The sequence below is a fragment of the Nocardioides sp. Z22_16 genome, from assembly GCF_058134365.1.
This window is the reverse complement of record NZ_JBYTTI010000002.1, coordinates 403,312-425,224: the sequence shown is the minus strand read 5'-3', so window position 1 is coordinate 425,224 and position 21,913 is coordinate 403,312. Positions and strand designations below refer to the sequence as shown.

Genomic DNA, 21,913 nt, shown 5'->3' with positions numbered 1-21,913 from the left:
TCCAGGACGACCGAGATGACCCCCTCTCCCTCGCCCGTGGACCAGCCGCCGTCACGCGGCGAGGGCCACGGACTCCGGGCCCGAGGGCTCAACAAGTCCTTCACCGACGCCTCCGGGGAGGTGGTGCGCGCGGTCCGCGACGTCGATCTCGAGATCCCCGCCGGGGAGTTCTGGGTTCTCCTGGGCCCGAGCGGCTGCGGGAAGACCACGCTGCTGCGCTGCCTCGCCGGACTCGAGGAGCCCGAGAGCGGCACCATCGAGATCGGCGGCGTCACGACCTACGACGAGGGGCGGAAGGTGCCGGCCTCCCAGCGCCGGGTGGGCATGGTCTTCCAGAGCTATGCGCTGTGGCCGCACATGACGGTGGCCCAGAACATCGCCTTCCCCCTGGAGTCGGTGCGCGGGAGGTCTCGCGACCAGCGGCAACGCGACCGCGACCGGGTCTCCGAGCTGCTCGCGGTGATGGGCCTCTCCGGCAAGGGCGACCGCAAGATCAGCCAGCTCAGCGGAGGTCAGCAGCAGCGGGTGGCCCTCGCGCGAGCCCTGGCAGTCGGAAACGAGGTCGTGCTCTTCGACGAACCCCTCTCCAACATCGACGCCAAGGTCCGCGAGCAGCTGCGCATCGAGCTGTTGCGCATGCAGAGGGACCTGGGGTTCACCGCCGTCTACGTCACCCACGACCAGTCGGAGGCGATGGAGCTCGCCGACCAGGTGGCGGTGATGCGGCAGGGCGAGATCGTCCAGCTCGGCACCGCCGAGGACATCTACCGGGAGCCCGCGACCGCGCACGTCGCGGAGTTCATCGGCACGTCCAACCTGATGACGGCCACCGGGTACGTCGAGCGTGCCGACGGCGCGCTCGACGTGCAGACGGACGCCGGCCCGGTGCGCGTCGGCCAGCGCGGCGGTGGCGACCTCACCGACGGCGTGGTCGCGACCAGGGCCCACGACTGGTGGATCAGCGACACCGGGCCCGAGGATCCCACCAACGCCTGGGAGGGCACCCTGCGGTCCACCCGCTACATGGGGACCTACCTGGAGTTCATCGTCGAGCTCCCCGACCGGGCGGTGCGGGTCTGGGCCGACCCGGAGAGCCCGGAGCGCCGGCTTCGGGAGAACGCGCCGGTCTGGGTCGGCTTCGCCGCCGAGAACGCCCGGCTGGTCGGGCGATGAGCACCCAGGCGCTGACCGCGCCCTCCCGGGTGGAGCGAGGCCCGCGGGGCCGGTCGGGCTTCGGGATCCTCGTCGGAGTGGTGACCGCGGTCCTCTGCGCGGCGGTCGCCCTCCCCCTCGTCGTGATGGCCGTGCGGGTGCTGACCGGCGACTTCGGGTCGACCGGCTCGGTGCAGGGGGTCCTTGAGGCCGCCACCTCGGGCGAGACCTGGGCGGCCATGCGCAACACGCTCCTGATCGTGGTGCTCGCCGGGGGCACCGCCCTGCTCATCGGGGCTGTCTTCGCCTGGTTGAACGAGCGCACCGACGCCCGGCTCGGCTGGCTGGCCGAGGTGCTCCCACTCGTCTCGATGTTCGTCCCCGCCCTGGCGAGCGCGATCGGCTGGGTCTTCCTCTTCGACCCGCAGGTCGGCCTGTTCAACGCGAACTTCCGCGACCTCGTCGCGAGGTTCGGCATCACCATGACCGACGGCCCCCTCGACATCTACTCGTGGCCGGGCCTGCTGTTCGCCTACACCCTCTACCTGGTCCCCTTCGCCTACCTGGCCATCTCCAGCGGGCTGCAGTCGCTCGACCCCGCGCTGGAGGAGGCCGCCAAGGTGTCCGGGAGCAGCGTGGGGCGCACCTTCTTCCGCGTGGTGCTCCCGAGCCTGCGCCCCAGCGTGGGCAGCGCGGTCCTGGTGCTCACCGCGATGGGCTTCGCGATGTTCTCGATCCCGGTCATCATCGGGACCCGAGCCGGCATCGACGTCCTGCCCGTGAAGATCGTCTACGACGTCACCCACTCCTACCCGATGGATCTCTCCTCCGCCATGGGGCGCAGCCTGCTGCTGCTGGCCGTCGTGCTGCTGTCGTGGCTGCTGCAGCGCCGCCTGGTCGGGCACGGCACACAGGCGTACGCCACTGTCGGCGGCAAGCCCAGCCGTCAGAACAAGGTCCGCCTCGGACGCTGGCGCTGGCCGGCGCGGGCCTTCATGCTCGGCTACCTCCTGCTGGCCTCGGTCATCCCGTTCCTCAGCCTGCTCGCCGTCTCGCTCCAGGGCTACTGGGCCGCCGACTACGACTTCGGCGCACTGACCGGTGACAACTACCTCGCGCTCCTCGAGCGGCCGGCCGTCCGGGACGCCCTGCGCAACAGCCTGCTGTTCGCGCTGGTGGCAGCCACGGTCACGCTCCTCGGCACGTTCCTCATCACCCACGTCACCGGTCTGCGAGGGGGTCGTCTCGGGTCCGTCGTCGACGGGATCGTGAAGCTGCCCGCCGCCATCACCCACATCGTCGTCGCCATCGCCCTGATCATCTGCCTCGGCGGACCGCCGGTGCGGCTGGCCGGCACGGCTCTGATCGTGATCATCGCCTACGTCGTGATGTACCTCCCGCAGGCGTCCTTCTACGTCACCGCGGGGATGCAGCAGGTCGGCAGGCCGCTCATCGAGGCGGGCGTCGTCTCCGGTGCCGGACCCGGTCGCATCTCGGGCCGCATCCTCGCCCCGCTGATGGTCCCGTCGATGCTGGCGGCGTGGTCGTTGATCTTCGTGCTGATGATGGGTGACGTCACGGGCTCGGCCCTGGTCGCCAGCTCGCGGACCCCGGTGGTGGGGTTCGTGATGCTGGACCAGTGGACGACCGGACGGTTCCCCACCATCGCAGCTCTGGGGGTGGTGATGACCGTGGTGAGCAGCGTCGTGGTGTCGACGGTCCTCTTCCTCCGCTCGCGCTACCGCACCGGCTCCTAGCCCGGACCCTTGGAGCGGGGGCGGGGCGGCTCAGTCGAAGCGCAGGCCGCTGAGGGAGGTCGACACGTCTCCGTCCTGTCCGCGGAAGGCGCAGATGTGCTCGGACATGAGCTTCCGCGCCCGGTCGGGATCCCGGTTCTCGATGGCCCGCGCGATGCCCCGGTGCTCCTCGAGGACCTGCTGGTAGTAGTCGGCCTGGTGCTCGTCGGATCGGTAGAAGGAGTAGATGACGACGGAGACCGGCTCCGCGAAGAGGTGGAGCAGCCGGTTGCCGGTGGCCTCGAGGATCTCGTAGTGGAACCGCAGGTTGGTGTCGATCTGCGCGCGGGTCGGCAGCGCCCCGGGCGCGATGTCGGGGATGCAGTCATAGAGGCGGCGCACCTGGACCGGAGTACGGCGCGTCGCCGCCATCCAGGCGGCCGTCACCTCCAGCAGCTCGCGGGCCTCCTCCATCTCCTCCCGACTGCAGCCACGGAGCGAGACGAGGTGCTGCATGTTCTGCTCGAGCATCCGCATGACGTCGCGGTGGTTGAGCTCGAGCACGGTGCTGCCGCCGCTGGCTCCCCGGGTGGTGGCGATGAGCCCCTGGGCGAGCAGCACCCGCAGCGCCTCGCGGACCGACGTGCGAGCCACGCCGTACCGGCTGGCGAGCTCACCCTCCGACGGCAGCCTGCTGCCTGGCGGGTGCGCACCCACCACCATCTGCTCACGGAGGTCGCGGGCGATCGCGAGGTAGAGCAGGGGCTCGACCGCCGCTGCTGCAGAGAGCCGCCGACGCGCCTGGGCGGCGTCGCTCTCCGCGACCGCGGACTCGTCACTCGCCTCGTTGCCCACTGTTGCCTCCTGGAAGAAAAAGCACCAGCCGGGTGCCGTGCGATTGACGTTTTGCAGCCTACCGAGCCGTAGTCCGGAGACTATGAGGCCAGTAATAACAGACTATTGACCCCTAAAGATATGACATTTAGGCTGACGAGCATGACCCCGAGCCAGACAGCCCCGCCCGAGTCCGCCCGTGAAGGTGTGGTGTGGCCGCTGGCCCGCACCGCCGCGCCCGACCTCATCGGGATGCGTCAGGTGGACACCCTCGCCGGCAAACGGATCGCGTTCCTGTGGGACCACCTCTTCCGGGGCGAGGAGATGTTCGACGCCTTCGTCGCCGCCGCCCAGGACCGCGGGGTCGGCTTCGAGGTGGTCGGGCACGAGGTCTTCGGCGACATCCACGGGCCCGACGAGCGGGCAGTGGTCGACGCGATCCCGTCCCGGCTCGCCGAGCACGGCGTCGACGCCGTCGTCGTCGGCGTCGGCGCCTGCGGGTCCTGCACCCCCGCCGTGATCCGGGCGTGCCAGGCCGCGGAGGTCGCGGGAGTCCCGGCGCTCGCCCTCGTCTCCTCGGGGTTCATGCGACAGGCCAGCGCGACCGCGAAGGCGATCGGGCTCGAGCACGTGTGGATCGCGGAGTACCCGGGAGTGATCCCGGTGGACACCGACGAGGTGTTCGCGGCGAAGCTCCGCGACCACCTGGTGCCCAGCATCTTCGACGGGTTCGCCGCCCTGGCGCAGGGCGTCGAGCCGGTCGCGGGTCCGGGCGGCACCGAGCCGCGACCGCACGAGACCGTCTTCACCGGGACCTACGACGAGGTGCAGGACCACTTCGACGCGCAGGGGTGGTCCGACGGACTGCCGGTGACGCCGCCGACGGTGGACCGGGTCCAGGCCTTCATGGCCTACACCGACCGGGACCCGGAGGAGGTCATCGGCGTGATGCTTCCCGCCATGCGCGCCGTCACCGTCTGGTCGGTCGCCGTCAACGGGGTGATGGCGGGATGTCGGCCGGAGTACCTGCCGGTCCTGCTCGCGGTCGCGGAGGTCGTCGCGGACCCGGACTGGCGTCTCGAGGACGCCGGCTGCACGCCGGGATGGGAGCCCCTGGTCCTGGTCAGCGGCCCGATCGCCGACGCGATCGGGATGAACAACGGTGCCGGCATGATGCGCGTCGGCAACCGGGCGAACACCTCGATCGGTCGCTTCACCCGGATGATCATGCGCAACCTCGCCGGGTTCCTGACCCCGCCGGGCGACACCGACAAGGCTGCCATCGGTCGCACCTTCAACGTCGCCATGGCCGAGAACGACGAGCTCACCACCGAGATCGGCTGGCAGCCCAGCCGGGTCGACGCGGGGTTCGACCTCGAGGACTCGGTGGTGAGCGTCCAGAGCTGTGTCGGGATCAGCGGGCCCGCCTACACCGGAGGCGCTCCGGAGGAGCAGCTCGCCGTGCTCACCCGCTACGCCGCCGACACGCTCGGACCGTGGTCCTTCACCAACATCTTCTACGGCCTCAGCAGCACCCTGGTGCTGATGAGCCCGAGCGTCGCACGCTCGTTGGCCGAGGCCGGCTACGACAAGGCGGCGATCACGGCGCACCTCGCCGAGCACACCCGGGTCGAGGCCGGCGTGCTGGAGGCCGAGGCCCGGATGGCCCGGGGCGAGAAGTTCTCCTTCGTCGACCTCGCAGCGCAGGGGCGGGTGCCGGCCGCCTACGCCGAGTCCGACGACCCCTCTCGCCGACTGCAGGTGATCCCCGACCCGGCGTCGATCCGAATCGTCCTCGGCGGTGACCCGGGGCGCAACCAGAACCGGATCTACTGGAACAACCACGAGCAGGGCCTCGCGCTGCACCGGCGGGTCGAGGTGAACGCGGCCACCCGAAGCCGGCTGCGGGTCGCGGAGGCGGCTGCGTGGTGACCGCGGAGACCTTCGATGTCACCGTCGTCGGCGGGGGCCCGGCGGGCTTGGCGACCGCCACGGCTCTGGCCGGACTCGGCGCCACCGTGGTGCTGTTCGAGGAGCTCGCTCTCGGAGGCCAGCTCGGCACCCTGGGCGAGGTGGCCGACGTCCCGCTGAAGCCGCACGCCTCCGGACCTGATCTCGCCGCCGACCTGATGGAGGCAGCGACCGAGTCCGGAGCGACGTTCCGCTACGAGACCGTCGATCAGGTCATCGACGCCGACGGCGTCTGGAAGGTGAACGACACGTCCGCCCGGGCACTCGTGCTGGCCACCGGCACCGAGCCCGACCTGACGGGACTGCCGGGTGCTGCTCACCTGCTCGGGCGCGGGGTCTCGGTCTGCAGCTCGTGCGACGGGCCCCTCTTCCGCGGCCGCCCGGTGGGAGTCCTCGGCGCCGGTCGCGACGCCGCCCGGGCGGTCAGGGAGCTCCGGTCGTTCGCCGCCGCCGTCACCTGGATCGCTCCCGCTCCCGTGCCGCGCCCCCATCGCGACGCCGCTGACGGCGGCGAGGGCGCGCCCGTCTCCATGGTCGAGGGAGCGACCGTCACCGCCCTGGACGGCGATCCCCTCGAGCGGCTGAGTCTCCGGCTGGACGGTGACGCGGGTTCGGAGCGGGCACTTGAGGTGGCCGGCCTCTTCGTCGCCCTCCCCCGCCTCCCGCGCCACCCACGGATCCCCGGCCTGGCCGAGGGTGTCATCTCCGCCGGCGCCGACGGCCGGGTCCCCGCCCTCGCTCGCACCTGGGCCGCGGGCGACGTCCGGGCCGGCTCCTCCGTGACGGTCGCCGGAGCCCTCGGCGACGCCGTCACCGTGGCGTGGAGCATCGCCCGCGAGCTCGCCCTCCCCTGAGACGACGGCGGTGCCCGCGAGCGCAGAGGCGCTCCCATGGCACGAAGGTCACCCGCGCGGTGGGTTGCGCGGCTCCTCGTCGCAGGCCACGGTGGCGCATGTCTCCTCGAGTGACCGTCATCGGAGCCCGAGCAGCGCTGGCGCCTACGGGCCCGGCCAGGAGCGATCTCCGCGCGCCCTGCGCGAGGCGGGACTCCTGCGGAAGCTGCGGAGCGACATGAAGACACCTTCGACCACCTGCTGGTGCACCTCGACATCGACGTGGTCGACGTCGCTGAGGCCCCCCTGGCCGAGAACACGGGGGCCCTCCGCGGCTGGTCCGCACCTGCCTCAGACGGAGACCCCGAGGAGGCCGACGGCGATGCCCGCCAGCGCACAGGCCCCGAGGGTCCGGAGCACCGACCAGTCGCGCCAGAAGACCAGGGCACAGCCCAGGGCGGTGATGCCGAGCGCGGCCCACTGGACGGAGTCGAGGTGGGGATACTCGAGGTCGAAGGGGCCCGCGGTGATGCGAGTGGTGGTGTCGAAGAGCGTGTGCAGGGCGAAGAAGACGGCGAGGCTGCCGATCACCCCCACGACCGCCGCGGTGACGCCGGTCAGCGCGGCCGAGATCGCCTCGTTGCCGCGCAGGCGCTCGACGTAGGGCGCACCCAGCAGGATGAAGAGGAAGCACGGCACGAAGGTCACCCAGGTGGTCAGCAGCGCGGCGAGGACCGCGGCGATCCACGGGTCGAGGTCGCCGGGCGCCCGGTAGGCGCCGACGAAGGCGACGAACTGGACCACCATGATCAGCGGACCCGGCGTGGTCTCCGCGAGCGCGAGACCCCGGACCATCTCCCCGGGCGCGAGCCAGCCGTAGACGCTCACCGCCTGCTGCGCGACGTAGGCCAGCACGGCATAGGCGCCGCCGAAGGTGACCACGGCGGCACCGGAGAAGAAGAGTCCCTGGTCGACGAAGATGCTGGACCGGCCGAAGAGCACGGCGGCCACCGCGACCGGCAGGAACCACAGGGTCAGGCCGAGGACCAGGATGATCGCGCTGCGCCGGTGCGAGGGGCGCTCGGTGTGCAGCGCCGCGTCGCTGAGCAGCGGCGCCGGCCCGTCGTCGGGGGCCAGCACCCGGGGCGCGGTGAGCCCGGGGAGGACCCGGCCCAGCCCCCAGCCGACCAGCGCCGCCAGAGCGACCACCACCGGGAACGGGACGCCGAAGAAGGTCAGCGCCACGAACGACGCGACGGCCAGCCCCACCAGCGCGGGGTGGTCGAGCCCCTTCCTGGCGACGCGCACCACCGCCTGGGCGACGATGGCGATCACCGCGGGTGCGAGCCCGAGGAAGAGCGACTCGACCAGGGTGGTGTCACCGAACGCGACGTAGACCCCGGAGAGCACCAGCAGCGCCACCACGCCGGGCAGGATGAAGAGCACCCCGGCGATCAGCGCACCCCTGACCCCGTTGAGCAGCCAGCCGACGTAGGTCGCCAGCTGCTGGGCCTCCGGCCCGGGCAGCAGGGTGCAGTAGGAGAGCGCGAAGAGGAACCGCTGCTGCCCGATCCACCGCTTCTCCTCGACCAGCACCCGCTGCATCACCGCGATCTGCCCCGCCGGGCCCCCGAAGGTCTGCAGCGAGATGGCGAACCACACCCTGGTGGCCTCGCGGAGCGAGATCACGCCGGACGGTCCGTGAGCACCCGGTCGAGGAACTGCCGGGTCCGCGCCTCACGCGGGTTGGAGAAGATGACCCCCGGCTCCCCCTGTTCCAGGATCAGTCCCCCGTCGAGGAAGCAGACCCGGGTCGCCACGTCGCGGGCGAACGACATCTCGTGGGTGGCCAGCACCAGCGTCGTCCCCTCCTGCGCCAGGCCGCGCACCGCGTCGAGCACGTCGCCCACCAGCTCGGGGTCCAGCGCCGCGGTGATCTCGTCGAGGAGCAGCAGCGACGGCCTCGGCGCCAGGGCGCGGACCAGGGCGACCCGCTGCTGCTGACCGCCGGAGAGTCGGTCGGGATGGGCGTCGGCCTTGTCGGCCAGGCCGAACCGCTCGAGCAGCTCGCGGGCCCGCTGCTCCGCCTCGCGCCGGCCCGTCCCGTGCACCTTGCGCGGCGCGAGCGTGATGTTGTCCAGGACGCTCAGGTGGGGGAAGAGGTTGTAGGCCTGGAAGACCATCCCCATCTGCGAGCGCACCGCCCGGCGGTCGGTCCGGGGGTCGGAGATGTCCACCCCACCCAGCTCGACCAGGCCGTCGTCGATCTCCTCGAGCAGGTTGAGGCAGCGCAGCAACGTCGACTTGCCCGAGCCCGAGGAGCCGATCAGGCAGATCACGTCACCGGGGTCGACGTCGAAGTCGATGTCGTCGAGCACGACCTTGTCGCCGTACGCCTTGCGCAGGCCGCGCACCCGCAGCAGGGGCTCACCACCGGAGGCGCTCATCGGGCACCCGCCCTCTCCCGCTCCACGACCCGTCTCTGCAGGTGGTCGGTGAGCCGGGCCAGCGGGATCGTGATGACCACGAAGAAGAGCGCGACGACGACCAGCGGGGTGTCGTTGAAGTTGTAGTTGCCGTAGTCGCGGGCGGCGAAGACGGCGTCGAAGATGCCGACGGTCGAGACCAGTGCGGTGTCCTTCTGCAGGGAGACGAAGTCGTTGAGCAGCGGCGGCACGACGCGGCGCACGGCTTGGGGCACCACCACGTGCCGCATCGCCTGGGCCCGGGTCAGCCCCAGCGTCTCCGCGCTGGCCAGCTGGGAGGGGTGCACCGACTCGATCCCGGCGCGGAAGACCTCGGCGACGTAGGCGCCGTAGGAGAGGACCAGCGCCACCAGCGCCCAGAAGAAGCGGTCGTTGGTGACCCCCTGCAGCTGGAGCGCCGGCATCCCGAAGGCCAGCAGCACCACCAGCAGGATGGTCGGGATGCCGCGGAACAGGTCGGTGTAGAGCACGGCCAGCAGCCGCAGCGGCGTCAGCCACGCCGCCCGGGCCTGGCGGGCCAGCGCGAGGCCGAGCCCGAGCAGCAGGATCAGCGGCTCGGCGATCAGGAACATCTTGACGTTGAGCCAGAAGCCCGCCCAGATGGCCGGGAACGAGTCGCGGGCGTGGTCGAGGTCGAAGAAGTAGCCCTGCACCGTCTCCCAGCCGGGCGAGGAGACGAGGCCGACCGCCAGGGCCCCGAAGACCAGCAGCGTCGCCAACGACGCGACACCGAGGGAACGGCGGTGCAGCGTACGGCGGACCCGGCGCCGCTCGAGCTCGCGCTCGCTCGGCTGCCAGACCGCCGCGCTCGCGGGTGCCAGGTCGGGCAGGCTCACTGGAGCTCGGGAACGCCGACCGTGTCGGAGAGCCACTCCTGCTCCAGCTCGGCCAGGGTGCCGTCGGAGCCCATCTCGGCCAGGGCGGCGTCGACGCACCCGACCAGCTCGCTGCCCTTCTCGAAGAGCAGGCCGAACTCCTCCTGGTCGCCGGTGTCGGGCTGGAACTGGCCGATGATCGACCCCTTCGGGATCTCCACCGCGGTGATGTAGAAGGCGCTGGGCAGGTCGGCGAGGATCGCGTCGACCTGGTCGTTCATCATCGCCTGCTTGGCCGCGTTGGTGTCCTCGAAGACCGAGACCTCGGCGTCGGGCGCGATCACGTCGCGGATCGCGGTGAGCGAGGTGGTTCCGGTCTGGGCGCCCAGCCGCAGGCCCTTGAGGTCGTCGAGGCTGGTGGCCTCGGCGGCAGGGTTGCCGTCGAGGGCGATCACCGCCTGGGCGGCTGAGTAGTAGCCGGTGGAGAAGTCGACCCGCTCGGCACGCTCCGGGGTGATGGAGATCTGGTTGATGTCGAAGTCGAACTCCTTGGGCCCGGGCTTGTAGGAGGTGTTGAACGGCACCGTCACCCAGGTGACCGCGTCGGCGTCGAAGCCGAGCCGCTCGGCGACCTCGTAGGCCACCGCGGACTCGAAGCCCTCACCGGTGGTGGGGTCGTTGTCGGTGAACCACGGCTCGTAGGCCGGGGTGTCGGTCGCGATCGTCAGGGTGCCGGGCTCGCGGACGGCGCCCTCGGCGCAGGTGGCCGGGTCGGTCTCGGTCGCCTGCGTCTCGGTGTCGCCGGACTCGACCTCGGCGGCGGTGTCGTCCTCGTCGCTCTCGGTGGGGGCGCAGGCCACGCCCACCAGGAGCAGCGGCGCGGCGGCGAGGACGCCGACGCGACGGCGGACGGCGGGACGGGTGACGAGGGCGAGGGGACGACGAGGACGCATGGACGGATCGTAAGTCCTGATCTGCCCGCCCACGGCGATGCCCGTAGGCTGAGCGGATGCCGGACGAGACGCTGAGCGAGAGCCCCCAGCCGGGCCGTCGCGACCGCGACCGCGACGAGGGCGGCCGTGCTCGCCAGGCCAGGCCCCGCGACGCGCTGGGGCGGCCGCTGGCCTACGGGGAGCAGGGCGTCGAACCGATCGACGAGACCCCGCGACCTCCCCGGGAGACCCTCGACCTGGCGCGGGCGCTGCTGGACGACGGCCGGCCCTTCGCCGCGCACGAGGCGCTGGAGGTCCGCTGGAAGAGCTGCCCGGTCACCGAGCGCGCGCTGTGGCAGGGACTGGCACAGCTCTGCGTCGGGCTCACGCACGCCGAGCGCGGCAACCGGGTCGGCGCCCGGCGGCTCGTCGAGCGCGCGGCCGGACGGCTCGAGGAGTACGCCGCCGGCGGCGGCCCCACCTACGGCCTCCACCTGCCGGACCTGGTCGGCTGCGCGCGCGAGCGGGTCTCCCAGCCGTGATGACCAGCCAGCCCGCTCCGGCTGGATAGCGTGCCTGGCATGGACTTCGCGTTCCAAGGACCTGTCGTCGAGTGGCGGGGCCCCGCGCCCTACTACTTCCTGGCCATCCCCGAGGACGAGAGCGACGACATCAAGGTCGCCGCCAAGGGGCTCGAGTACTGGGGCCAGGTGCCGGTCGTCGTCCGGGTCGGCGCCACGGAGTTCAGCACCGGCCTCTTCCCCAAGGACGGCCGCTACCTGATGCCGCTCAAGGACAAGGTCAGGCGGGCCGAGGGGATCGAGCTCGGCCAGGTGCTCGACGTCGCCCTGCGTGTGGGCCGCAGCTGAGGCACCCGTCAGCCGACGGTGAGCTGGCCGCCCTCGACGTGCCAGCGCTGGTCGAGCCGGACGTTCTCCAGCAGCCGCCGGTCGTGGGAGACCAGCAGCAGGGTGCCGTCGTAGGACTCCAGCGCCTGCTCCAGCTGCTCGATCGCGGGCAGGTCCAGGTGGTTCGTCGGCTCGTCGAGCACCAGCAGGTTGACCCCGCGCGCCTGGAGCAGCGCCATCGCCGCCCGGGTCCGCTCGCCGGGTGAGAGCCGCTCGACGGCGCTGGCCACCTGGTCGGCCTTGAGCCCGAACTTGGCCAGCAGGGTCCGCACCTCGGCCGACGTCATGTCGGGCACCCGACCCTCGAACGCCTCCCCCAGCGGGAGCCGCTCGTCCAGGCCGGTCCGCGCCTGGTCGATCTCGCCCAGCGCGACGCTGGCGCCCAGGGAGGCCCGGCCCTCGTCCGGCTCCCGATGGCCCAGGAGCAACCGCAGCAGCGTGGTCTTCCCGGCGCCGTTGGGCCCGGTGATGCCGATCCGGTCACCGGCGCTGACCTGGAGCGAGACCGGACCGAGCACGAAGTCGCCCTGCCGCGCGGTGGCGCCGTCGAGGGTCGCGACCACGCTGGAGGAGCGCGGGGCGGCGGCGATGTCGAACTGCAGCACCCACTCCTTGCGGGGCTCCTCGACCTCGTCGAGCCGGGCGATCCGCGACTCCATCTGCCGCACCTTCTGCGCCTGCTTCTCGCTCGACTCGCTCTGCGCCCGCCGCCGGATCTTGTCGTTGTCGGGCGACTTCCTCATCGCGTTGCGCACGCCCTGGGAGCTCCACTCGCGCTGGGTGCGGGCGCGGGCCTGCAGGTCGCCCTTCTTCTCCGCGAACTCCTCGTAGGCCTCGCGGGCGTGCCGCCGGGCGACCGCCCGCTCCTCGAGGAACGCGTCGTAGCCGCCGTCGTAGACGGCGACCTGGTGCTGGGCCAGGTCGAGCTCGACGACCCGGGTGACGCAGCGGGCCAGGAACTCACGGTCGTGGGAGACCAGCACGACCCCGGCCCGCAGGCCGCGGACGAAGGACTCCAGCCGGGCCAGCCCGTCGAGGTCGAGGTCGTTGGTCGGCTCGTCGAGCAGCACCACGTCGAAGCGACTCAGCAGCAGTGCGGCGAGCGCCACCCGGGCCGCCTGCCCACCGGAGAGGGAGGTCATCAGGGCGTCGGGTCCCACGTCGAGGCCGAGCTCGGCCAGGGTCCCGGGCAGGCGGTCCTCCAGGTCGGGGGCACCGCAGGCCAGCCAGTGGTCCAGCGCGACGGCGTACGCGTCGTCGACCCCGGGCGTCTCGCTGCCCAGCAGCGCCGCGCTCTCCTCCATCGCCCGGGTCGCTGCGGCGGCGCCGGTACGCCGGGCGACGTACGCCGCGACCGTCTCGCCCGCCACCCGCTCGTGCTCCTGCGGCAGCCACCCCACGAACGCGTCCGACGGCGCGGTGCTGACCGTGCCCGCGACCGGGACGGCCCGACCGGCCAGCAGCTCCAGCAGCGTCGACTTGCCGGCCCCGTTGGCTCCCACGACGCCGACGACGTCGCCCGGCGCCACGGTGAGGTCGAGGGAGTCGAAGAGGACACGGTGCCCGTGCCCACCGGCCAGGCCCTTGGCGACCAAGATGGTGGTGATCACTGAGCCTGGGACCCGCACGTCGTCATGCGGGCAAGGCTAGGTCACGGCTCCGGGCCGCTGCCGGGGGGTTCCTCCGGTCCAGACCGGAGGCGTAGCCTCGACGTCGAGCCGCTGAGGAGTCGCACTCTGCACGGCGATCCACCTCAGCAACGGTGCACCCGGGCCCACGGCCCGGGTGCCTCCGCGTGGGGGCAGCCCCTGCGGACTCAGCCGCGACCGGTGGCCATCAGCGCCAGCCCCAGCAGCATCTTGTCCCGCGGATCGGTGAGCGACCTGCCGGTGAGCTGCTCGATCTGCTTCATCCGGTAGATCACCGTGTTGCGGTGGCAGTAGAGGTCGGCCGCCGCGTGCGTCGGGGAGCCGTCGTGGTGCAGCAGCGCGGTGAGGGTCTCCAGCAGGGTCTGGGACTGGGCCTTGGGCAGCGCCAGGATCGGGCCGAGCGTCTCGGCGAGCAGGCGGGGGGCGACCTGCGGGCTCCCGGCCAGCAGCACCTCCGGCAGCCGGTCGGAGACCGCCACCACCCGTCGTACGCCGCGGGGCACGGTCTCCGCGGCCCGGTGCGCCAGCTGGAACGCCGTCGCGAAGCCCGCCACCCCGTCGGTGCTGACCGCCACGCCCATCCGGCCCGGGGCGTGCGGCGCGAAGAGCTCCACCAGCCCCGGCTCGTCGGGCAGCCGGCCCGAGAGCAGGCCGTAGTAGACGCCGGAGCGCACGTGCCACCGGGCGGCGACCCCGAGCCGGTCGAGCCTGTCCTCCACCGGGACCAGGGCGTCGCTGGCATCCGCGCCGTCGTGCATGGCCACCACGCAGGCGATCTCGTCGTCGGGGCCGATCTCGAGCCCGGCGCGGGCCTCGTCGGCGAAGAGCGGGTCGGCCCCGCGCCCCTCGATCAACCCGTCGAGCAGGCTCTGCTCGCGCTGCAGGTCCTGGCGCTGGATGCGGGAGCTCTCCCGGCGGTAGGCGTCGATCAGCACCGAGTTCTGCACGTCCAGGTTGGTCCAGACCGTGCGCGCCGCCATCAGCAGCACCTGGTCGTCGACCTCGATAGAAGGGTCGGCAGAGACGCGGCTGACCAGCGCCTCCCACAGGATCCGCGCCCCCAGCGTGTAGGCGTTGAGCACCAGCTCCAGTGGCACGCCCTGGCGGGCCCGTCGCCGACCCGTGTCGCGCCACAGCTCCACGGCGTTCTCCGGGCTCCCCGGATGCTCGTCGAGGGGGTCGCGGTGCGCCGAGAGGATCCGCAGTCCACGGCGGATGTGCTGGCGGGTGCTGGACCTGACGTCGGCGCGGAACTCTGGCCCGATCCGCTCCCACAGCTCCTGGTCACGCTCGAAGAGGGTCAGCGTGATGCTGTCCGCGATCACGTCCGACTGGTCGAGGAGAAGGGCCCAGGCATCGTGGAGCGCCTCTTGGGCGGAGTTGACGGCGGTGGCACGCATGCATGCACCGTCGCACTGTCTGCACAATCCTGACCAGCCCTCCCCCGTAATTGGGGCCACTGCTCCAAGCATGTTTGGGCGCTCAGCCCAATGACCGGAATGTGCCTGCACACCAAGGTGGTGCAGGTCACAACGCCCAACCCCGGCAGCGCCATTCACAGGAGGCCTCGTGAGCACCGACCTCGACCGGCCGGCCGCCACTGCGCACCACCAGCAGGCCGACCTCGAGCTCACCCGCGTCACCGTCCGGTTCGGCGGCCTGACAGCCCTCGCCGACGTCTCGCTGCGGGTGCGTCCGCGCACCGTGCACGGCGTGATCGGACCCAACGGCGCCGGCAAGACCACTCTCTTCAACGTCGCCTGCGGCTTCGTGGTGCCCGACGAGGGGGGCCTGCGGCGCCACGGCGAGGAGCTCGGCCGGCTCCGCCCGCACCAGCTCGCCGGCCACGGCATCGCCCGCACCCTCCAGGGGCTGGGCCTCTTCGACCGGGTCACCGTGCTCGAGAACGTCGTCACCGGCGCCGACCGGCACGCCCGCACCGGCTTCCTCGGCGCGATGCTGGCGCTGCCCGGGTCGTGGCGCGAGGAGAGGGCGCTGCGCGAGCGGGCGATGGCGGCGCTGGACGCGCTCGGGATCGCGCACGTCGCGGGCCTCTACCCCGGCAGCCTCCCCTACCCGGTCCGCAAGCGGGTGGCCCTGGCCCGAGCCCTGGTCGCGGAGCCGGAGCTGTTGCTCCTCGACGAGCCCGCCAGCGGTCTCTCCGCCGACGAGATGGACGAGCTCGGCGAGCTGATCACCGGGCTGACCGACCGGATGTCGGTGCTGCTCGTCGAGCACCACATGGACCTGGTGATGCGGGTCTGCGACGAGATCACCGTCCTCGACTTCGGCCGGGTGATCGCCCATGGGGGCCCCGACGAGGTCCGCAACGACCCGGCCGTCCTCGCCGCCTACCTCGGTGAGGAGGTCTGATGCTCACCGTCGACCGCCTCACCGTCTCCTACGGCCCCGTCACCGCGCTGCACGACGTCTCCTTCACCGCGGCCGAGGGCGAGATCACCGCCGTCCTCGGCGCCAACGGCGCCGGCAAGACCACCCTGCTGCGCACCCTCTCCGGGCTGCACCGCGCCAGCAGCGGCTCCATCACCCTGTCGGGCCGGCAGATCGGTGCCGTGGCCGCCGAGCGCATGCCGGGGCTCGGCATGGCGCACGTCCCCGAGGGGCGCGGCGTCATCACCGAGCTCAGCGTCGAGGAGAACCTGCGCCTCGGGGGCCTGGGGCGCAGCGACCGCAAGGGCCGCGTCACCGACGACGACCTCGCCCTGGCCTTCGACCTCTTCCCGGTGCTCGCCGACCGACGGGCCCAGCAGGCCGGCACCCTGTCGGGGGGCGAGCGGCAGATGCTGGTCATCGGCCGGGCGCTGATGGCCGGGCCGCGGCTGCTGCTGCTCGACGAGCCCTCCCTGGGGCTGGCGCCGCGGATCGTCGCGCAGATCTTCGCCCTGCTCCGCGACCTGGTCGCCGACCAGGGCCTCTCGGTGCTGCTGGTGGAGCAGAACGCCCGCAGCGCCCTGTCGGTCGCCGACCACGGGGTCGTCCTCGACCTCGGTCGGGTGGTGGCCGACTCCGACGCCGCCGCGCTGGCCGCCGACGACCAGCTCCGCCACGCCTACCTCGGGTTCTGAGCCCGGACCCGGAAGGAGAGGACCCACCTCGTGCAACAGCTCCTCAACACCACTCTCGGCGGCCTGACCCTCGGCATGGTCTATGCGGCCTTCGCCCTGGCGCTGGTGCTGATCTGGCGCTCCACCCGCGTGGTCAACTTCGCGCAGGCCCCGATGGCGATGGTCACGACGTTCATCGCCCTGGTGGTGATCGACGCGGGCCACTCCTACTGGCTCGCCTTCGCCGCGGCCCTGGCCGCAGGCCTGCTGCTGGGCGCCGGCCTGGAGCGGACGATCGTGCGCCACGTCGACGGCAAGGCCGAGATCAACGCGGTCATCCTCACCCTGGGCCTCTTCATCGTGCTGCACTCGGTGGCCGCGGTCGTCTTCGGCAACGAGTACCGCTCCTTCCCGGCCCCCTTCGGCATCCGGGGCTTCGAGATCGGCGACCGCACCATCGCGCTGACCGGGTTCGGCGTCTTCACGATCCTCGCGGTGCTGGTCGTGATGGGGCTGCTGGTGCTCCTCTTCCGCTTCACCGACCTCGGGCTCAGGATGCGCGCCGCCGCCTTCAACGCCGAGGTGGCCCGTCTCCTCGGCGTCCGGGTCGGGCGGATGAAGACCCTCGGCTGGGCGCTCGCCTCGATGGTCGGCTCCCTGGCGGGGCTGCTCATCGCCGGCGGCAGCCTGGTCCACCCCGGCTACATGGACTCGATCGTCGTCTACGGCTTCGTCGCCGCCGTCCTCGGCGGTCTCGACAGCCCCGCCGGCGCCGTGGTGGGCGGGCTGCTCCTGGGCCTCACCCTGAGCTTCGTCAGCGGGTACGTCGGCTCCCAGCTCGTCGCGCTCGCCGCACTGCTGATCCTGATGCTGGTCCTGACGCTGAAGCCCGGCGGCCTCTTCTCCACGACGACCGCGAGGCGGGTGTGATGACCGGGATGCGCACGTCACTGGGCACGACATTGGGCACGACGCTGGGCCGGTCGCTGCGCGAGGTGACCCTGCTCCGCCACCTGCTCGGTGCCGCGCTCGGGCTGGTCGTGGTCGTCCTGGTGCTCACCGCCGTCGACGACTTCCGCCGCTTCCAGCTGGCGGAGATGGCCTACCTCGGGATCGCCGCCGGCGGGCTCACCGTGCTCACCGGTCTCAACGGGCAGCTCTCGCTCGGCCACGGGGCGCTGATGGCCTTCGGCACCTACACCACCGCCCTGCTGCTGCCCGACCGCGAGGCCGGCACCCCGCTGCTGGTGGTGGTCCTCGCCGCGGTGGCCGTGACGGTCGCGGTCGGGGCCCTGGTGGGGGTGGCGGCCGCCCGGCTGCACGGGCCCTACCTGGCCGGTGCGACGCTGGCGCTGGCGGTCGCCGTCCCCGGGATCGCGCTCTACTTCAAGGAGACGCTTGGCGGGGAGCAGGGGCTGCGGATCGTGCTGCCCGAGACGCCCACCTGGGCCGAGGACGCGACCTACTTCGTCACCGGCCAGGAGCTCACCGGGCGCGGCTGGGTCGCCTTCGTCGCGTGGCTGACCCTGATCGTCACCTTCCTCCTGCTCGCCAACCTGTCGCGCAGCCGGGTCGGCCGGCGCTGGCGGGCCGTCCGCGACGACGAGGTCGCCGCCCAGCTGGCGGGCATCGACCTGGGCCGCGCCCGGGTCTCGGCCTTCATGGTCAGCGCCGCGGCGGCCGGGGCGGCGGGGGCGATGCTGGGCATCGCCGTCCGCCTGGCCGCCCCCAGCTCCTTCACCCTGACGGTGAGCCTCACGCTGCTCGCCGCCGTGGTGCTCGGCGGGCTCGGCAGCCTCACCGGAGCCCTGCTCGGTGCCGCGCTGCTGACCTTCCTGCCCCGCGAGGTGACCGCGCTCGGCACCGCGGCCGGCCTCGACGACATCGCCGCGGCCGAGCTCGCCCCCCTGGTCTACGGCGTGGTCATGGTGCTGGTCATCCTGCTCGCCCCCAGCGGGCTCTTCGGCACCGTCGCCCGCGCCGTGATGACCCGACGCGCCCGCCGCGCGCCCACCGACTCGGACCCGGCCCACCGGGACAACAGCACCACCACCAGAGAGGGAGCAACACCATGACACGCAGGAACACGAGGTCGGCACGACTGGTCGGCCTGACCGGCCTGGTCGTGACCACCCTGGTCCTCACCGCCTGCGGTGCGGGCGGCCGGGACGACGACGGGGACGGCGAGAGTGACGGCGGCGGCGCCTCCGACACCGGGGTCACCGCGGAGACCGTCACCATCGGCGGGCACTTCCCGCTGACCGGGGTCGCGGCCCCCGGCTACAGCGAGATCCCGACCGGGGCGAAGGCCTACTTCGACTACGTCAACGCGCAGGGCGGCGTCCACGGCCGCCAGATCGAGTACGTCGTCAAGGACGACGGCTACAACCCGACCAACACCAGCAAGGTCACCAACGAACTGCTCCTCGAGGACGAGATCTTCGCCATGGTCGGCGGGCTCGGCACCCCCACCCACAGTGCGGTCATCGAGCAGCTCAACAGCGAGGGCGTCCCCGACCTCTTCGTCTCCTCCGGCTCGCTCATGTGGGGCGACGACGTCGAGGCCCACCCGATGACCTTCGGCTGGCAGCCCGACTACGAGAGCGAGGGCAAGATCATCGGCCAGTACGTCGCGGAGAACATGCCCGACGCGAAGGTCGGGCTCTTCCTGCAGGACGACGACATGGGTGAGGACGCCGAGAAGGGCGTGCGCCAGTTCCTCGACGACCAGATCGTCGCGGTCGAGCGCTACACCTCCGGCAACACCGACGTGGGCCCGCAGATCGCCGGGCTCCAGGGCGCCAAGGCCGACCTGGTCCTCTCCTTCAACACGCCCTCCTACACCGCGCTGGCCCAGCTGGTCTCGATGAAGCTCGGCTACAAGCCGAAGTGGTACGTCGCCAGCATCGGCTCCGACCCGGACCTGGTGGGCTCGCTGCTCTCGGAGTTCTCCGAGGGTGCGATCAAGGACGGCACCAGCGCCCTCGAGGGCGTGATGACCTCCGAGTACATCCCCGCCACCGACCAGCCGGACGACCCGTGGGTCCAGCTGTGGCAGGAGGTCTGGGACGAGCACGGTGAGAAGGGCGAGCTGACCAACTACCGGATCTACGGGATGTCCCACGCCTACGCGTTCGTCCAGGCCCTGCAGGGGGCCGGCGAGGAGCTGACCCGCGAGGGACTGGTGGAGTGGCTCGAGGAGAACGGCGAGTCCCTGGAGGGTCCTCAGCTGGCCCCGTTCCGCTACGGCGCCGACAGCCACATGGGCATCTCCGGCATGCGCCTGGCCGAGATCAAGGGCGACTCCACCGAGCCGTTGACGCCGGTCCTGGTGACCGACATCGGGGACGCGGAGATCACCGAGGACTCCTCGGGCCAGGCGGACGACGCGCCCCCGGAGAGCGGGATCCCGGAGTGAGCCACCGCTGGGCGCCGCTCGGGCGTCGGGTCACAACCGTTCAGCCGTGCGACGCGCGGCGACGCCCAGCACCTCCCAGGCCGTGCTGAACGGAGGCGAGTAGGACAGGTCCATCCAGGCCAGGTCGTCCACCGTCCCCTCCGCCCACAGGACCGCGGCCGCGGTGTCGACTCTCTTCCCGGCACCGCGGCCGCCTACCAGCTGGACCCCCAGCAGCCGACGCGAGGCCCGGTCCGCCATCACCCAGATGGCGACCGGGTCCGCCTCGTCCAGGTAGCCGCTGGCGGTCGACCCCTCGGTCACCACGGCGACCGGGTCGAACCCGGCCGCTCGGGCGTCGGCGAGGGAGAGACCGGTGCGCGAGACCTCGAGGTACTGCCCCCCGGCGGCGAACCGGGTGATCGCGGTCTCCAGGATCCCGTCGAAGGCGAGCGTCCCGCCGGCCAGGCTGTCGCCCAGGGCCCGGCCCATCTTGTTGGCGTGCGAGCCCAGCGGGCGGAACACCTGGTCCGCGGCGAGGCGGCGCCACGTCTCGCAGCAGTCACCCGCCGCCCAGACCCGATCCGCGACCCGGCCGTGGGGGTCCGGGCGCAGCGCCCCCTTCTCGCCCAGCGCCAGCCCGGAGCCGGCGAGGAAGCCGGTCGCCGGCACGACCCCGAGCGCCAGCACGACCAGGTCGCACTCCCGGGTGCCGCCCTCCCAGCGGACGGCCCGGGCGGCGCCGTCGACGACCTCGAGGCCGGTCACGTCGGCGTCGAGCACGACCTCGACCCCGGCCGCGCTCAGGGCCAGCGCCACCCGGTCCGACATCTCCGGCTCCAGCGAGCTCATCACCCGGGAGCGCGTCACCAGGGTGACGCCGAGTCCGCGCCGCAGCGCCGCCTCCGTGACCTCGATGCCGATGTAGCCGCCGCCGACGACCACGACGTGGGCCCCCTCCCCCGCCTCGGCGAACCGGGCCAGCCACTCCCGCCCGTCGTCGAGCGTCTTGACCTGACCCACGCCCCGCGGCAGCTCACCACCCTCGCCGCGCGCCCAGCCGGGCACGATCGCCTCCGCGCCGGTGGCCACCACGAGCTGGTCATAGCCGACCACCCCGCCGCCGGCGACCTGCACCTCACGCGCCGCGAGGTCGAGACCGGTCGCCCGGACGCCGAGCCGCACGTCGATGCCGGCCTGCCGGTGCTCCTCGGCGGTCCGGGCCACCAGCTCGTCGGCGGAGCCGACGTCCCCGGCCATCCAGTAGGGGATGCCGCAGGCGGAGTACGAGGTGTGCACGCCCTGGTCCAGCACCGTCACCTCGAGCTCCCGCCCGGTGCGCCGGGCGGTGCGCAGCATCTGGTGGGCCGCGGACATCCCGGCGGCGTCGGCGCCGACGATGACGATGCGCTCGTTCATGCGGGTCAGCCTCGCACGGGTTGGCCGAGGGACCTATCGTGGCGAGATGCGCACCTGGCTGGGCGGCGCGGTGCGGACGAGCATGGCCGCGCTGCTGCTCACCGCCTGCTCCGCGGAGCGGACGCCGAACGCCGCCCCGACCCCCACGCCGACGCCGACCCCGACGCCGACCCCCACGCCGACCCCCACGCCGACGCCGGCGGAGCCCCTGCGCTCCTGGGTGAGCGTCCCGGCGATCGGCCTGCGCGACTTCCCGGTGGTCCGCTACCGCGGCTCCCCTGACGACGGCCCGGGCACGCGGTGGCAGAACGCCGGCGAGATGGCCTCGCCCCGAGGCCCGGGTGGCGGGGTCGGGCCCGGCGAGGTGGGCAACCTGCTCATCACCGGCCATCGCCTGACCGGCACGGCGCCGCTGCGCGACTCCCCCTCGCTGCGCCGGGGCGACCGGATCGAGGTGCGCAGCGCGGGCACCGTCTTCGTCTACGAGGTGCGCCGCACCCGCTGGACGTCGTTCCGGCGGCCCGCCTCGCTCGCCGCGCAGCGCGCCCAGGTCCCGGGACGGCCAGGGGTGGAGGCGAGCCGGCCCATGCTGACTCTCTCCACCTGCGCCACCCCCGAGGACCACGCGGCCGGCAACTTCTGGGCCGACGAGTTCGACAACCCGGAGCACCGCATCGACAAGATCGCGGTCCTGGTCGCCACTCGACCGGCCTGAG

General features: G+C 72.5%; 20 protein-coding genes. 12 read left to right on the top strand and 8 right to left on the bottom strand.

All coding sequences use genetic code 11. The features are described 5' to 3' along the window. The first annotated feature begins 15 nt into the window (after nucleotides 1–15). Both AC3X7R_RS06330 and AC3X7R_RS06325 read left to right on the top strand, forming a co-directional pair. On the top strand, nucleotides 16–1,173 hold the full coding sequence (locus tag AC3X7R_RS06330; RefSeq protein ID WP_489964723.1) for an ABC transporter ATP-binding protein: 1,158 nt from the start codon (nucleotides 16–18) through the stop codon (nucleotides 1,171–1,173). After that, nucleotides 1,170–2,909 carry an ABC transporter permease gene (locus AC3X7R_RS06325; RefSeq protein WP_489964722.1) on the top strand — a complete coding sequence of 580 codons (1,740 nt, stop codon included), beginning with the start codon at nucleotides 1,170–1,172 and terminating at the stop codon, nucleotides 2,907–2,909. The genes AC3X7R_RS06330 and AC3X7R_RS06325 overlap by 4 nt, the downstream gene beginning before the upstream one ends. 30 nt (nucleotides 2,910–2,939) lie before the next feature. Here the strand turns inward: AC3X7R_RS06325 and AC3X7R_RS06320 are convergent, their stop codons facing one another. Further along, nucleotides 2,940–3,743: a FadR/GntR family transcriptional regulator gene (locus AC3X7R_RS06320; protein WP_489964721.1), complete on the bottom strand. Its 804-nt coding sequence runs from the start codon at nucleotides 3,741–3,743 to the stop codon at nucleotides 2,940–2,942. Nucleotides 3,744–3,884: 141 nt separating this feature from the next. Between AC3X7R_RS06320 and AC3X7R_RS06315 the strand changes: the two genes are divergently transcribed. After that, nucleotides 3,885–5,654, top strand: a complete 1,770-nt coding sequence (locus tag AC3X7R_RS06315; RefSeq protein ID WP_489964720.1) for a UGSC family (seleno)protein — start codon at nucleotides 3,885–3,887, stop codon at nucleotides 5,652–5,654. Continuing rightward, a complete protein-coding gene (locus AC3X7R_RS06310; RefSeq protein ID WP_489964719.1) occupies nucleotides 5,651–6,547 on the top strand; it encodes an NAD(P)/FAD-dependent oxidoreductase in 897 nt (298 codons plus the stop codon). Before AC3X7R_RS06315 ends, AC3X7R_RS06310 begins: the two co-directional genes overlap by 4 nt. 330 nt (nucleotides 6,548–6,877) lie before the next feature. On the opposite strand, the gene chrA is transcribed toward AC3X7R_RS06310, so the two are convergent. The 4 genes from chrA to AC3X7R_RS06290 are packed head-to-tail and all read right to left on the bottom strand — an operon-like array spanning nucleotide 6,878 to nucleotide 10,780. Then, nucleotides 6,878–8,215: a chromate efflux transporter gene (gene chrA, locus AC3X7R_RS06305; RefSeq protein WP_489964718.1), complete on the bottom strand. Its 1,338-nt coding sequence runs from the start codon at nucleotides 8,213–8,215 to the stop codon at nucleotides 6,878–6,880. Then, the gene (locus tag AC3X7R_RS06300) at nucleotides 8,212–8,973 is read right to left on the bottom strand and encodes an amino acid ABC transporter ATP-binding protein (protein WP_489964717.1); all 762 of its coding nucleotides are present in this window, start codon (nucleotides 8,971–8,973) and stop codon (nucleotides 8,212–8,214) included. The genes chrA and AC3X7R_RS06300 overlap by 4 nt, the downstream gene beginning before the upstream one ends. Then, on the bottom strand, nucleotides 8,970–9,848 hold the full coding sequence (locus AC3X7R_RS06295; RefSeq protein ID WP_489964716.1) for an amino acid ABC transporter permease: 879 nt from the start codon (nucleotides 9,846–9,848) through the stop codon (nucleotides 8,970–8,972). Before AC3X7R_RS06295 ends, AC3X7R_RS06300 begins: the two co-directional genes overlap by 4 nt. Then, on the bottom strand, nucleotides 9,845–10,780 hold the full coding sequence (locus AC3X7R_RS06290) for an ABC transporter substrate-binding protein (protein WP_489964715.1): 936 nt from the start codon (nucleotides 10,778–10,780) through the stop codon (nucleotides 9,845–9,847). Before AC3X7R_RS06290 ends, AC3X7R_RS06295 begins: the two co-directional genes overlap by 4 nt. Nucleotides 10,781–10,836: 56 nt before the next feature. Between AC3X7R_RS06290 and AC3X7R_RS06285 the strand changes: the two genes are divergently transcribed. Together AC3X7R_RS06285 and AC3X7R_RS06280 are read left to right on the top strand one after the other, a co-directional pair. Continuing rightward, entirely contained in the window at nucleotides 10,837–11,301 is a 465-nt protein-coding gene (locus AC3X7R_RS06285; protein ID WP_489964714.1) for a DUF309 domain-containing protein, read from the top strand. Between the two features lie 39 nt (nucleotides 11,302–11,340). After that, nucleotides 11,341–11,628, top strand: coding sequence for a DUF1905 domain-containing protein (locus tag AC3X7R_RS06280; protein WP_489964713.1), 288 nt, complete (start codon nucleotides 11,341–11,343; stop codon nucleotides 11,626–11,628). 8 nt (nucleotides 11,629–11,636) lie between these two features. Here AC3X7R_RS06280 and AC3X7R_RS06275 read toward each other — a convergent pair whose 3' ends face one another. Both AC3X7R_RS06275 and AC3X7R_RS06270 read right to left on the bottom strand, forming a co-directional pair. Then, nucleotides 11,637–13,277, bottom strand: a complete 1,641-nt coding sequence (locus tag AC3X7R_RS06275) for an ABC-F family ATP-binding cassette domain-containing protein (protein ID WP_489964712.1) — start codon at nucleotides 13,275–13,277, stop codon at nucleotides 11,637–11,639. 206 nt (nucleotides 13,278–13,483) lie between these two features. Next, nucleotides 13,484–14,716 (bottom strand): PucR family transcriptional regulator, encoded by a 1,233-nt coding sequence (locus tag AC3X7R_RS06270; RefSeq protein WP_489964711.1) that lies wholly within the window; start codon nucleotides 14,714–14,716, stop codon nucleotides 13,484–13,486. Between the two features lie 169 nt (nucleotides 14,717–14,885). Between AC3X7R_RS06270 and AC3X7R_RS06265 the strand changes: the two genes are divergently transcribed. The 5 genes from AC3X7R_RS06265 to AC3X7R_RS06245 are packed head-to-tail and all read left to right on the top strand — an operon-like array spanning nucleotide 14,886 to nucleotide 19,799. Further along, the gene (locus AC3X7R_RS06265; protein WP_489964710.1) at nucleotides 14,886–15,689 is read left to right on the top strand and encodes an ABC transporter ATP-binding protein; all 804 of its coding nucleotides are present in this window, start codon (nucleotides 14,886–14,888) and stop codon (nucleotides 15,687–15,689) included. Further along, a complete protein-coding gene (locus AC3X7R_RS06260; protein WP_489964709.1) occupies nucleotides 15,689–16,402 on the top strand; it encodes an ABC transporter ATP-binding protein in 714 nt (237 codons plus the stop codon). Before AC3X7R_RS06265 ends, AC3X7R_RS06260 begins: the two co-directional genes overlap by 1 nt. Before the next feature lie 30 nt (nucleotides 16,403–16,432). Then, on the top strand, nucleotides 16,433–17,311 hold the full coding sequence (locus AC3X7R_RS06255) for a branched-chain amino acid ABC transporter permease (RefSeq protein ID WP_489964708.1): 879 nt from the start codon (nucleotides 16,433–16,435) through the stop codon (nucleotides 17,309–17,311). After that, entirely contained in the window at nucleotides 17,311–18,456 is a 1,146-nt protein-coding gene (locus AC3X7R_RS06250) for a branched-chain amino acid ABC transporter permease (RefSeq protein WP_489964707.1), read from the top strand. The genes AC3X7R_RS06255 and AC3X7R_RS06250 overlap by 1 nt, the downstream gene beginning before the upstream one ends. Next, nucleotides 18,453–19,799 (top strand): ABC transporter substrate-binding protein, encoded by a 1,347-nt coding sequence (locus tag AC3X7R_RS06245; RefSeq protein ID WP_489964706.1) that lies wholly within the window; start codon nucleotides 18,453–18,455, stop codon nucleotides 19,797–19,799. The genes AC3X7R_RS06250 and AC3X7R_RS06245 overlap by 4 nt, the downstream gene beginning before the upstream one ends. Nucleotides 19,800–19,829: 30 nt before the next feature. Here AC3X7R_RS06245 and AC3X7R_RS06240 read toward each other — a convergent pair whose 3' ends face one another. Continuing rightward, nucleotides 19,830–21,197: an FAD-dependent oxidoreductase gene (locus AC3X7R_RS06240; RefSeq protein ID WP_489964705.1), complete on the bottom strand. Its 1,368-nt coding sequence runs from the start codon at nucleotides 21,195–21,197 to the stop codon at nucleotides 19,830–19,832. A 46-nt stretch (nucleotides 21,198–21,243) separates the two neighbouring features. On the opposite strand from AC3X7R_RS06240, the gene AC3X7R_RS06235 reads away from it, so the two are divergent. Beyond that, nucleotides 21,244–21,912, top strand: a complete 669-nt coding sequence (locus AC3X7R_RS06235) for a sortase domain-containing protein (protein WP_489964704.1) — start codon at nucleotides 21,244–21,246, stop codon at nucleotides 21,910–21,912. Nucleotide 21,913 lies beyond the last annotated feature (1 nt).